General features: G+C 26.7%; 11 protein-coding genes. 6 read left to right on the top strand and 5 right to left on the bottom strand.

The genetic code is table 11. The features are described 5' to 3' along the window. Positions 1-30 precede the first annotated feature (30 nt). From CJ670_RS00245 to nrfD, 4 genes are all read right to left on the bottom strand, one after another. Positions 31-339 carry an ArsR/SmtB family transcription factor gene (locus tag CJ670_RS00245; RefSeq protein WP_105938414.1) on the bottom strand — a complete coding sequence of 103 codons (309 nt, stop codon included), beginning with the start codon at positions 337-339 and terminating at the stop codon, positions 31-33. 83 nt (positions 340-422) lie between these two features. Beyond that, entirely contained in the window at positions 423-1,124 is a 702-nt protein-coding gene (locus CJ670_RS00240; protein WP_105911177.1) for a 4Fe-4S dicluster domain-containing protein, read from the bottom strand. A 12-nt stretch (positions 1,125-1,136) separates the two neighbouring features. After that, entirely contained in the window at positions 1,137-3,662 is a 2,526-nt protein-coding gene (locus tag CJ670_RS00235) for a molybdopterin-dependent oxidoreductase (protein WP_105938413.1), read from the bottom strand. A gap of 10 nt (positions 3,663-3,672) precedes the next feature. Next, positions 3,673-4,515, bottom strand: coding sequence for an NrfD/PsrC family molybdoenzyme membrane anchor subunit (gene nrfD, locus CJ670_RS00230; protein ID WP_105938412.1), 843 nt, complete (start codon positions 4,513-4,515; stop codon positions 3,673-3,675). Positions 4,516-5,030: 515 nt separating this feature from the next. Between nrfD and CJ670_RS00225 the strand changes: the two genes are divergently transcribed. The 3 genes from CJ670_RS00225 to CJ670_RS00215 are packed head-to-tail and all read left to right on the top strand — an operon-like array spanning position 5,031 to position 8,881. Beyond that, the gene (locus tag CJ670_RS00225; RefSeq protein WP_165785159.1) at positions 5,031-5,873 is read left to right on the top strand and encodes a phosphate/phosphite/phosphonate ABC transporter substrate-binding protein; all 843 of its coding nucleotides are present in this window, start codon (positions 5,031-5,033) and stop codon (positions 5,871-5,873) included. Further along, positions 5,863-7,542, top strand: coding sequence for an ATP-binding protein (locus tag CJ670_RS00220; protein WP_133161054.1), 1,680 nt, complete (start codon positions 5,863-5,865; stop codon positions 7,540-7,542). Before CJ670_RS00225 ends, CJ670_RS00220 begins: the two co-directional genes overlap by 11 nt. Further along, positions 7,523-8,881: a sigma-54-dependent transcriptional regulator gene (locus CJ670_RS00215; protein WP_105938409.1), complete on the top strand. Its 1,359-nt coding sequence runs from the start codon at positions 7,523-7,525 to the stop codon at positions 8,879-8,881. The genes CJ670_RS00220 and CJ670_RS00215 overlap by 20 nt, the downstream gene beginning before the upstream one ends. A 32-nt stretch (positions 8,882-8,913) precedes the next feature. On the opposite strand, the gene CJ670_RS00210 is transcribed toward CJ670_RS00215, so the two are convergent. Next, positions 8,914-9,663, bottom strand: a complete 750-nt coding sequence (locus CJ670_RS00210) for a sulfite exporter TauE/SafE family protein (protein ID WP_105938408.1) — start codon at positions 9,661-9,663, stop codon at positions 8,914-8,916. A 93-nt stretch (positions 9,664-9,756) separates the two neighbouring features. Between CJ670_RS00210 and CJ670_RS00205 the strand changes: the two genes are divergently transcribed. The 3 genes from CJ670_RS00205 to CJ670_RS00195 all read left to right on the top strand — a co-directional run bounded on the left by CJ670_RS00205 (position 9,757) and on the right by CJ670_RS00195 (position 12,041). Beyond that, positions 9,757-10,014: a hypothetical protein gene (locus CJ670_RS00205; protein ID WP_105938407.1), complete on the top strand. Its 258-nt coding sequence runs from the start codon at positions 9,757-9,759 to the stop codon at positions 10,012-10,014. After that, positions 10,011-10,799, top strand: coding sequence for an exodeoxyribonuclease III (locus tag CJ670_RS00200; protein ID WP_105938406.1), 789 nt, complete (start codon positions 10,011-10,013; stop codon positions 10,797-10,799). Before CJ670_RS00205 ends, CJ670_RS00200 begins: the two co-directional genes overlap by 4 nt. Positions 10,800-10,898: 99 nt before the next feature. Next, positions 10,899-12,041, top strand: a complete 1,143-nt coding sequence (locus CJ670_RS00195; RefSeq protein ID WP_105938405.1) for a Fic family protein — start codon at positions 10,899-10,901, stop codon at positions 12,039-12,041. Positions 12,042-12,044: the final 3 nt, after the last annotated feature.

Below are 12,044 nucleotides of genomic sequence, written 5' to 3'. Positions count from 1 at the left end.
ATTTATTGATATATTAAAAATCAAAAAAAATTAACTCTCACAAGACTTTTTCAACTCTGGTAAATCTATATTTAGTGTCATAATCTCTTTTATAGCACTTTGCCTAAATTCATCCAGTGGTGTTCGTATACTATAATAAGCCCATCTTCCAACTCTTTCAACTTTTAAAAACCCTGCATCTTTTAAAATTTTTAAATGTCTTGAAAGTCTTGATTGAATCATATCAAATGAATTTTCCAAATCACAAACACAACAATCACCATTGATATTCAAAAACTTGATTATTTTAACTCTTGTTTCATCATTTAATGCACTTGATGTTTTTAAAAAAATATCCATTTTTTACCTTTATATTTTTTAATGGAAATTGTATCAAAAACAGAAGAATATATCAAGACATCTTGATATATTCTTCTAAAATATTAAACTTTATTAAATTTTCTAATATAAAAAACTTTAGGTTTAGTACCTTTATGTTCTTTTAAAACTTCTGCTGGATATTTTGCGAGTAGTTTACTTGGAGCTGAATTCTCATCATTTAAGTTACCAAAAATTCTTGCATCTGCTGGACATGAATCAACACAAAAAGGAAGTAATCCACCTTTTACTCTATGATCACAAAAATTACATTTTTCTACAACCCCTTTACTTCTAATAGCAGGATAAGTTTTACCTCTTTCTGCATTATAATATGGATAAGGAGTATTTGTTTTGTCTCCCATCTCTTTAGTAGAAAAAGTTCCACCTTCAACCAAAGAATTACTTGTTCTATGATTTGTGTGAGGCTGTCTATCATTGTACGAAATAACATCATAAGGACAAGCCAAAATACAACTTTTGCAACCAATACATTTATCAGCTGCATGTAAAGTCATATCAGTATCACTATCTTTATACATAGCAGCTGTTGGACATGATCTAACACATGGTGCATCTTCGCAATGATTACATAAAGTTGGCATATATTTATATGTTACATTTGGGAAAACTCCCGTTGTTTCATTTATATGATTTGACCACAAAATTCCATCAGGTGTATTATTTTCACTTTTACATGCTAAATCACAAGCTCCACAACCTACACATTTATGTAAGTCAATTACCATTCCATATTTTTGTTTCATACTACACCTCCTTTATATTTTATTTATTTTAACTCGTGCAGTACCACCGTGTCTTGCTGTACTTCCACTTAATCTATCATATTCATGAATATGTATTGCATTATTGTTTCCACCTCTTGGTTTTTGCCCAAAAACTTCACTTGCAACACTTCCATAAGCCCAATGTCCTTGACCATAGCATTTAATTACAATTCCTGGTCTTGTTCCTTCCCATAACTTCACAACACTTTCAAGACTTCCTTGAAGTGAAGTAATTTTAATTTTATCTCCATCTTTTAATCCATACTCTTTTGCAGTTATAGGATTTATTTTTGTAACATCTTCGTTTGAAACATCACCTGGATCCACATCTTTTATCTCATAATACCAAGGTACATTTTGACTTCTTCCCTCTCTATTAAGTCTTGATCTGTGTTCTGCAAAAACTAAAGGATACTCTTTTTCATCTCCATGTCTTACAATTGGTTCATAGTGAGGTACAAATACTTTATCACCACGTGCTGTTATATTTGCAAATTGCATTGCCTCATCAACACCTGATAATTTATTTTTTTCTGCATGTTCAATAAGTACTTTTTTTAGTGTTTCACTATAAAATTCAAATTTTTTAGTTTCTGTTGCAAAGTTATCAATTTTTTTACCAGGAGTATATTTTTTAGTATTCCAAACACCTTTTTCTAATAATTCTTTCCAACTATTAATAGTGTCACCTTTGTCATTGCTACTTCCATCCCAGATTGGTTTTGTTAAAGTTTTAACAGCATATAAATCAAACTCTTCAGCAGTTGTAGCTTCTTTTCCAGTTTCAGGGTCTTTGAAATTTTCTTTATAATATTTAAATGGTGTGTCATAACCTTTTTTAGCTAAAGATTCTGATAATAACCAGAATATTTCAGTTTCATCTGTTTTAGCTTCACCTAATGGTTTTACTAAAGGTTGTTGAATTGATAAATAACTATGAAGATTTTGTTTATTTTGAACAAATCCAAATCTCTCAAACATATGCATTTTTGCTGGAAGTACAATATCAGCAAACATTGAAGTCTCTGCTAGATTTGTCGTAATATGTGTAAAAAATGGAACTTTTGCCATTGCTTTTTCCCAAATATCACTTCCATTAATTGAAAATACAAAGTTATTCCAATATCCAATAACAACTTTTAAATCATATGGATCTTCATTTAAAATAGCATTTGCAATATTTGCAGTTACAACTCCTCCTCCACTTTTTTTATTTAGTGCTGGAAATGCAGGTGTTCCTCTTTGATCAATTTTTTTATTTTTAAGAGCTTTTTCTATTTTTTCAGTTAAGTAAGGTTTTACATCTGGTGCTTTTGCACTTGGAACTTTACTTCCTTGTAAAATCCCACCAACTGCATCAACAGAACCAACAAGTCCATTTAAAGCGTGTGCAGCCATAGATGAGTATGATCCTCTTACTTGCATAGCAGCACCTGGACTTGTCCAAGAAATTGCACGGCTTCCTGCATTTGCGAAATCAAGAGCAGTTTTAATAATATCTTCTGCACTAATTCCTGTAATCTCACTAGCCCATTGAGGTGTTTTATCAAATAGCTCTAAATTCCACCATTTAACAACCCCATTTGTATGAATTTCATTAAAAATTGTTTCATCTTTTATTTGAGTATTCACAATAAAATGATTTTGTTTATCAGCAAAATTACCAACAAACTCTTTATTCCAAACTCCATTTACAAGAATAACATGAGCAATTGCAACAGCTAATGCACTATCAGCACCTGGAATTATAGGAAGCCATTTGTTTGCTTTTGCAGCTGTTGCTGAAAGTCTTGGGTCTATTATTGTTACAGTTGCATTATCTAAAACATGTCCCCAAATATTAATAAAATGTGGAACTTGTCTATTAGAAGCCAAAGGATCAGCTCCCCAACCTAAAACATACTTTGTGTTTTCTAAATCAAAATCTGCATAATCCCAAAAACCTTCTGTGTAATATCTTCCAAATTTTTCAGCCTCTGCACAAATAGCACTATGAGAGATATTATTTGGACTTCCTATTAATTTTGGGAAAGTTTCATAAGGAATAGCATTCATTCCTGTATATCTTCCTCTCATTAAACAGAATTTATGAGATTCATCATTATTAATTAATTCCATTATTTTATTTGATATTGTATCAATAGCCTCTTCCCAAGAAATAGGAACAAATTGTGGGTCTTCATATCTTCCTTTTTTAGGATTTGTTCTTTTAAGTGGAGTTTTAACCCTATCTTTATCATAAACTTGTTGAATTGCTAAATGTGGTCTTGGACAGATATTTCCATGATTTCCTTTAGCATTTTCATTTCCTCGCACTTTTATAAGTTTATTATCTAAAACATATCCCTCTACACTACACCAACTTGTACATCCTTGACATGTTGTTGCAACCCAACGACCAAGTTCTCCTGCAACTTTTGTTTCATCTGCATTTACAAAAGGAACTTGAGCAATACCAATTGTACCAGCTGTTGCAGCACTTAGTTTTATAAAATTTCTTCTATTTATCTTTTCCATTTTTTGTTCCTTATTTCACTAAATATTCTAATTGACCTAAATAAACTACCACATATTTCAAAGCAAATACACCTACAAATGCTGAAATTGCAGTAAGTTTTAACTCAAAATTAGATAAATGAACTTTTGCAAAAAGTGATTTTATATAAATTATAATTGGTAAAATCATTCCAAAAATTATTGCAATTGATATTAAAATAAAATATTCATTCATCATATAAGCTAATGCTTCTTTTGATGTAGTATCTTGTAATTTAAGTCCATAAATCCATCCAATAATAGAAACAAATGAAAGTAATAAAAATACAATCATACTTCCTTTTACAAGTTTATTTGTTACATCTTCTTGCTTAAAAAATTTAGCTATAAACATCGTTGTTAAAAAACCTGTAACCAACGAAGTTGATAAAAATAGAACAGGAAGCGAAGAGTTCCAAGCAGATCTTCCAAAGCTTGATAATAAAGCTCCATGATAAATACCAACAATAAAAGCTAAAGTCATTGTTATAAATAACAATACATTAGAAACTGTTTGCTCTTTAAATATTTTAAAAGCAATAAATAAGCTTAAAAGTATAAAACCACCTTGTAAAAATCCACCCCAAGATAAAATAGACGTTGGATTAACAGAAACTAACATAATCACAGCATGTAAAGGTCTTCCTATTTCTAAAAGAAGAAATATTAACCCAATAGCAACAAAAACTGGCGCCATAAAAAACCCAGTTTTACATACAATTTTATATTTTTCATAATCAATTGTATATAAAATAGAAGCTAATACAAAAGCTCCAATTCCAATACCTCCTAAAAATAGGTCTAATACGACCCTAATATCCCATAATAAATGCATTTTTTAACCTCCTACAGTAAAAATGAAAACTTTTTATAAAAAAATCTTATAAAAGTTTAAAACTTTATATTATTAATTTTTAAAGAAAAAGAGTTTCCTCTTCTTCTTTATTAATATAAACGATTAAACTCTTTCTTGGAAAGTCATATCTTTAATTAAACTTTCACTTCTTTCAATTCTTATGATATTTGTATTTGATTGCCAAACTTCATTTATTCTTCCTGTATTTACCCATTAATTTGTTGAGTTGCAACTTGTTTTGGAATATTAGGTTGAGAGTTGAACCCCATTATTTCAAGCTGCTTTTAAAAAGCCTCTTCTACTTGATACATTTTCTTCCATTTTAACTCTCCTTAATTGAATAGAAATTACAATAATATATTTTAGTTAGATAGTAAGATAAAAATCAATTATTTTAATCTCTCTTAAATAATCCAACATATAGGGCTTTAGAGATGTTTATATCAAGAAATTTAAAATCAACTGGTCAATTTTTAACCAGCTTTTTGCAGAAATTGACCATCATTTTTTTACTATTTACAACAAATTCGCTCTATTGTAATGAAAAAATAACACTTGGTTTAACAGGAGTTACTCTAAAAGAAGATATTTTAACTATCATGAATTTCAAGGATTACTTAGCAAAAAATGCCAATATTGATTTGAATTTGAAATTTGCAAAAAGTTATTCAATAATGGAAAGTTTTATTATAAATGAGAGCGTTGATTTGGCATATGTTTGTGGTTCTACTTATGTAAATTTGGATAAATTAAACAAAGTAGAATTAATAGCAATTCCAAGTGTTAAAAATAAGACAACTTATAGTTCATTGATTATTTCAAAAAAAGATAAACCTTATACCAAATTATTTGATTTAAAAGGTAAAACTTTTGCTATGAGTGACCCTGATTCAAATTCAGGTTCATTAATACCAATATATGAAATTTTAAAAAAAGGCTACAATAAAGAAGAATTTTTTGAAAAAGTAATTTTTACCTATGACCATGGAGAGTCTATTCAAGCTGTTTTAAGTGGTTTTATACAAAGCGCTAGTGTTGATAGTATGGTTTATGAAGCTTATATAAATAAAAATCCACAAGCAGAAAAAGAGCTTAAAATTGTTGAAAGTTTTGATGATTATCCAATTCCTCCTTTTATAATAAGAAAAAATATAAATTCTAATATAAAAGATAGACTTAAAAAAGCTCTTTTAGAAATGCATAAAAATCCCCAAGGAGAACAAATATTAAAAGCCATGTCAATAGATAGTTTGATTGAACCTGAAAATATATCTTATGATAAAATCAAAGATATTAAAGAATTCATTATAAATCGTGAAAATAAAAATGTTAAATAAATTATATTTATTATCAATAAAAACAAAAATTACAATAACTCTATTTTTGATAATTTTTCTTTTTTCAACTGGTATCTTCTTTATGATAAAAAACTCTTTATCAAACAATATAAATACCCTAGCCTCAAATACAACAAAAGATTTAATAAAAGTTAATGAAGCTTTTTTTATAAAATCACTACTTGAAGATGATGTTTGGAGTATCTATAAATTTTTAGATTCACTTACAAAAATCAATCTAATAACATCTGCTGGTTTTATTGATTCTTCAAATAAAATTATTGCTCATACAAATAGTGCTGATTTTCCAATGAATAAAGAGATTGAAATCAAAAAAGAGGAGAATTTGGTTTTTATACCTTTGATTAATAATGGATTAGTTTTAGGTGTTTTTCTAATAGAACTAGATAAATTTTCTTTGGCTTCACTATTTGAAGATTTAAAAACCAACATAGCAATTTCAATACTTATAGCTACTATTTTATCTTTTTTAATTGCATATTTTATATCAAATAGCATATTAAATCGTCTTAAAATTCTTTCACATAATGCTTTGATGATTCAAAATAAACAGTGGGATAAAATAAAATATATAAACTCAAAAGAGAAAGATGAAATAACACTTTTTCAAAATAGTATGGAATTGATTTTAAAAAAATTGCATGATTCCATAAAAAATGAACAAAATCTAAGGGATTTTTACCATGATATTTTGGAAAGTTTAGATGAGTTTATTTTATTGTGTGATTATGATTTTAAAATTTTATATGAAAATTCTCATAGCTTAAGTAACTTGATAGTTAAAGAACACTCAATTAACAAAAAAATATTAAGTAGTATTGAGATGAATATATCAAGAAATAATAGTAATTTTATGATTGATATTGAAAATAAAGATGGTAAAACTATCTATCTTTTTGTGATAATAAAAAATCTAAAAGATTCTTTAGCCATATCTTTTTCAGATATTACACTACTAAAACATCTTCAAGAAAAACAGTGTTTTACGAACTCTTTTGAAATTGTTGGTGAAATATCTTCAAGTGTAGTTCATGAAATAAAAAACTATTTACAACCTGCGAAACTTCTAATCGAACAAGATGAACTTGATGATGAAGATAAAAAAAGAATTACAAATATAATCTCTAAAATAGACTTTTTAGTAAATGAATTTTTAAAAACAGGAAGACCAATAGATAAACTTTTAGCTGAGCAAATAGATATAAATTATCAAATAAATAATATTTTAAATATACTTCAAACTCAAATAAGAAATAAAAATCTAACTATAAAAAAAGATATTTTAACTGATTTAAAACTCTTTATTGCAATTACTGACTTTGAAACTATTTTGATAAATCTAATTGAAAATGCCATAGATGAATCTTCAATCAATGGCTTAATTTATATAAATTCATATATTAAAAATAGACATACCGTAATTGAAGTAATTGATTTTGGAAAAGGAATCAATAAAAATATTTTAAAAGATATTTACAAACCATTTTTTACCACAAAAGGTGAAAAAGGATCAGGAATAGGATTATATACCACATATAAAATAGTTTATATGTATAATGGTTTTATAGAAGTAGAATCAAAGCTTGGTAAAACAACCTTTAGTATAAATATTCCAATAAAGGAAGATAATGAATATAGCAATAATTGATGACCAAGATGATATAAAATATGCCATAGAAAAAATCTTAAAAAAAGATGGACACACTTGTTATGGTTTTAATGGAAATGAAGAAGATTTAATTGATGGTTTAAATGTTTTTGATGTGAATTTAATCATCTTAGATATGATGCTTGAAGATGGATTAAGTGGAATTGATGTAATTGAAAATATAAGAAAAAACTCTTTAAATATTCCAATTATTATGATAACAGCATATACAACTCCCTCAAATATGATAAAAGCTTCAAAAACTGGAATAATTGATATTATTCAAAAACCTTTTAGTGCAAGTGATATTATTCAAACTGTAAATAAATATAACTCTAAAAATATAGAAAAAGATTCAAAAATAAACAGCAAAGAGGATGAATTTATCGGTTCATTTGAAACTATGAAAGATATATATAAAAACATTGGACTTGCTGCAAAAAATGATTCAATTGTACTAATTATTGGTGATACAGGAACAGGAAAAGAGTTAATTGCTAAATTAATCCATAAAAATTCATTGAACTCAAATGAACCTTTTGTGGCGATTAACTGCTCAACAATTCCTGAAAATCTTTTTGAAAAACTAATGTATGGAAAAGTAGAAAACTTCTCAAAAAATCAAAAAGACCCACATATTGGACATATTCAAAAAGTAGGATTTGGAACACTTTTTTTAGATGAAATAAGTGAATTAGACCAAAACTTACAAGTAAAACTTTTGAGATTTTTGGAAACAAAAAGTTTTTATCCACTTGGAAGTGCAAATGAGATTAAATTTCAAGGAAGAATAATCTGTGCAACATCGAGAAAAAAAGATGAGCTAGAAAATTCAAATATTTTTAGAAGTGATTTATACTATAGAATCTCAACTTTTGAGATAATCGTTCCTAGTTTAAAAAATAGAAAAGATGATATAAAAGAGTTGGTTTTGCATTTTATAAAACTTTTTTGTGAAAATCTAAAAATTAAACCAAAAAATATTGAAGAAAATGCAATCTTATTTTTAAAAGAGTGTGAGTTAAAAGGAAATGTAAGAGAACTAAAAAATATCATCTATAAAACTATTTTATACTCAAGAAATGAAATAATTTCTATTGATGATATAAAAAATAATATAAGTTCTAAAGATAACAAAAAATCAGAGATTTTTAATAAAATAACCCAAGAATTAGTAAACATTTATGGTTTAGAAAACTCAAATTTGATTTTTGAAGATTTTGAAAAATATATGCTAAAAGCGATTTTAGAAAAAAATAGTAATATTTCAAAAGTTTCAACCTATCTTAGTGTTACTAGAAATACATTAAAAAGTAAAATCAAAAAGTATAATTTATAAAAATAAATATAATTCTTAATAATAGAAAAATTCTAAATTAGCTTTATTATAATATCTACAATAAGTTTTATAGCTAAAATTGTAAGTAGTGTTTTTAAAATAATTATAAATTTCTTACCATCTATCAAATTCCTTACTTTTGTTCCAACAAAACTTCCAAAAACAGCCCCAAAAATCATAGCAACAATAATCCAAATAAAATCAAAAAAGACAAAACCAAAATATATAAAAACAACAACTTTTAGTAAATGAGTTATACTCATCAAAGCAGCTCCAGTTGCTACAACTTTATCTTTATCTTCATAATCTTTAAATAATAGTGTCATAGTAAGTGGTCCAGTAGCACCAACAACCATAGAAAGCCCTGTTTGAAAAAATCCAGCTAAATAGTAGTTTTCATATCTTTTAATCTTTTCATTAAACTTTGCACTCCAAAGCGAAAGTAAAATATAAACTCCAATAAATAAAGGAACATATTCAAGAGAAATAAAACTCAAAACTCCAGCAAATAAGCCTATTCCTAAAATAGAACCTATTAAAAACTTTGGTATTACTTCATATTGAATATCTTTGTATCCAAAAAAAGCACGGCTTATATTACTACTTACTTGAGTAAGTCCATGAACTGGAATAAGTGCATTTAAAGGTAAGAATGATGGTAAAATTGCTATTAGCATCATTCCTCCTCCTATTCCAACAACAGCTGCGATAACTGATGTTAAAAAAGTAATAACGCCTAAAATAATTTCTGTTGAAGTTAAAATAGCAATAAATTCTGACATATATTTTCCCAATAAAAAGATTTCGTAAAATACCGAATAAAGGCTTTATTATTGAAATATAGTTATACTTTAAATTAAAAAAAAGGGAAGAATATGAAATTATTGCTTATTACTACTATATTTTTATCAAATTTATTATTTGCAGATTCAAACTATAATAAAAATTATAGTGGAAAAATAGATATGCACGGTGGAAAAAGTGAAAACCTTTTAAATGATAAAAACAGTTTATCAAATAAAGATTTTAAAAATATTGGTATAAATAAACCAACAACACCAACACAGCCAAAAGAGCCATCAAACTTAATAAAAGATGAAAAAAAAGATATAAAGGAAATTAGAAAAAAATGACAAAAAGATATAAATTTATCTCTTGGAATGTAAATGGAGTAAGAGCTGTTGATAAAAAAGAGGCTTTAAAATGGGTTGATGAGCATGATATTCATATTCTTGGATTGCAAGAAACAAAATCAATGAAAAATCAAATTCCAAAAACAATATTTAATAAAGAGTTTAAATTTTTAACAGCTAGTGAATCTGCAATTAAAGGAAGAAGTGGAACAGCCCTATTTTCAGATATTAACACTACTTTTGATTGCACTTGTCCTAGTGTAGATGTTTTAGATGAGGGACGAATAAATGAAGTTCATTTTAATTTAGGAAATAAAGATATAGCATTTTTTAATGTATATTTTCCAAATGGTCAAAGCAAAGAAGAAAGACTTGAATACAAAATGGAGTTTTATGATAGATTTTTAAATCATTGTGAAAATTTGAAAAAAGATGGAAAATCAATAATTGTTTGTGGAGATGTAAACACAGCTCATATGGAAATTGATATTGCACGACCAAAAGCAAATGAAAATACAAGTGGTTTTTTAAAAATGGAGAGAGATTGGATAACAAAGTTTCTAAATCACGGATATATCGATACTTTTAGACTAGTACATGGTGATTTAAAAGATAAATACTCTTGGTGGAGTTATAGAGCAAATGCTAGAGAAAATAATGTTGGATGGAGAATTGACTACTTTTATGTGAGTTCTGATTTAAAAGATTTTGTAAAAGATGCTTATATTTTAGATGATATTTTTGGAAGTGACCATTGTCCTATTGGACTTGAAATAGAGATTTAAAAATAATAATCAAATAGTTTTTAAAATGATACGATTAAGATAAATAATAGGCTCATTTTATGATACTATTATAGTAATTATTCGGCTCAAAGGTAAAATATGAAAGAAAATATTATAAAATGGATATGGCAACATAAAGATTATCCAAATTTTAAATATGACAAATCAAAGCTAACAGATTTACTTACTCAAATTGAGTACAATAGAGGACAACTTGATGGTATTTCAAAACTATTTAGTAGTGATGATATAACAAAAATTGAAATTGAAACATTAACTGATGAAGCTATTAATACTTCTTTAATAGAGGGTGAGATTTTAAAAAGAGAGAGTGTTCGTTCTTCTTTTAGGAAAAAACTTGATAAAGATTTTGATGCAAGAAATGATAAGTATTCAACTATTGCAACTGATAATTTAGTAGAAATTTTAATAGATTCAAATTTAAATAAAAATGATTTAAATGTAGATAGACTTCATGCTTGGCATAACTGCCTTTTTGAGCATACTCAATATAGTAAACTAAATAAAATTGATATCGCAAAATTTAGAAGTCATAGTGATATGGAAGTAATTTCAGGTGCAATTGGACATGAAAAAGTTCACTACAAAGCAATACCTGAAAAAAATATCAATGAAGATATTGAAAACTTTTTAAAATATTGTAATGAAAGTTCTGAAAATATCTATATAAAAGCAGCAATAGTTCATATTTGGTTTGTAATTATACACCCATATGATGATGGAAATGGAAGAATTGCAAGAGCAATTACAGATTATATTCTATCTAAAAATAGTTCAAATACAGAATTTAAACTCTACTCTATTTCTACTGCAATTAATAAAGATAGAAAAGCCTATTATGATATTCTAGATAAAACTACGAACTTATTTTTAAATAAAGAGTTTGATCTTACACCTTGGCTTATTTGGCATCTAAATATATTAAATAATGCTATGAAACAATCACTAATAAATATTGAATATTTTATACAAAAAACAAAATTTTGGGATAAACATAGAAGCAAAGCTCTAAATGAAAGACAAATAAAAGTTTTAAATAAAATACTTGATATGGGTAATGAAAACTTTGAGGGTGGACTTAATACAAAAAAATATATATCTTTAACAAAAGTTAGTAAAGCTACAGCAGTTAGAGATATAACTGCTCTTGTAGAATTTGGATGTATAAAACAAATAGATGGTACTGCTGGTCGAAATGTTAGGTATGAGATTAAGTTTTAAACA

The organism is Arcobacter cryaerophilus gv. crypticus, from assembly GCF_002993025.1.
GTDB classification, from domain to species: Bacteria; Campylobacterota; Campylobacteria; order Campylobacterales; family Arcobacteraceae; genus Aliarcobacter; species Aliarcobacter cryaerophilus_B.
This window is presented reverse-complemented; position numbering and strand designations above follow the sequence as displayed.

Excerpts from the sequence above, each read along its gene's own strand:
- CJ670_RS00215 (WP_105938409.1), top strand. The coding sequence starts at position 7,523 with ATGAATATAGCAATAATTGATGACCAAGATGATATAAAATATGCCATA.
- CJ670_RS00195 (WP_105938405.1), top strand. The coding sequence starts at position 10,899 with ATGAAAGAAAATATTATAAAATGGATATGGCAACATAAAGATTATCCA.
- CJ670_RS00220 (WP_133161054.1), top strand. The coding sequence starts at position 5,863 with ATGTTAAATAAATTATATTTATTATCAATAAAAACAAAAATTACAATA.
- CJ670_RS00200 (WP_105938406.1), top strand. The coding sequence starts at position 10,011 with ATGACAAAAAGATATAAATTTATCTCTTGGAATGTAAATGGAGTAAGA.
- CJ670_RS00235 (WP_105938413.1), bottom strand. The coding sequence starts at position 3,662 with ATGGAAAAGATAAATAGAAGAAATTTTATAAAACTAAGTGCTGCAACA.
- CJ670_RS00210 (WP_105938408.1), bottom strand. The coding sequence starts at position 9,663 with ATGTCAGAATTTATTGCTATTTTAACTTCAACAGAAATTATTTTAGGC.
- CJ670_RS00245 (WP_105938414.1), bottom strand. The coding sequence starts at position 339 with ATGGATATTTTTTTAAAAACATCAAGTGCATTAAATGATGAAACAAGA.
- CJ670_RS00240 (WP_105911177.1), bottom strand. The coding sequence starts at position 1,124 with ATGAAACAAAAATATGGAATGGTAATTGACTTACATAAATGTGTAGGT.
- CJ670_RS00205 (WP_105938407.1), top strand. The coding sequence starts at position 9,757 with ATGAAATTATTGCTTATTACTACTATATTTTTATCAAATTTATTATTT.
- nrfD (WP_105938412.1), bottom strand. The coding sequence starts at position 4,515 with ATGCATTTATTATGGGATATTAGGGTCGTATTAGACCTATTTTTAGGA.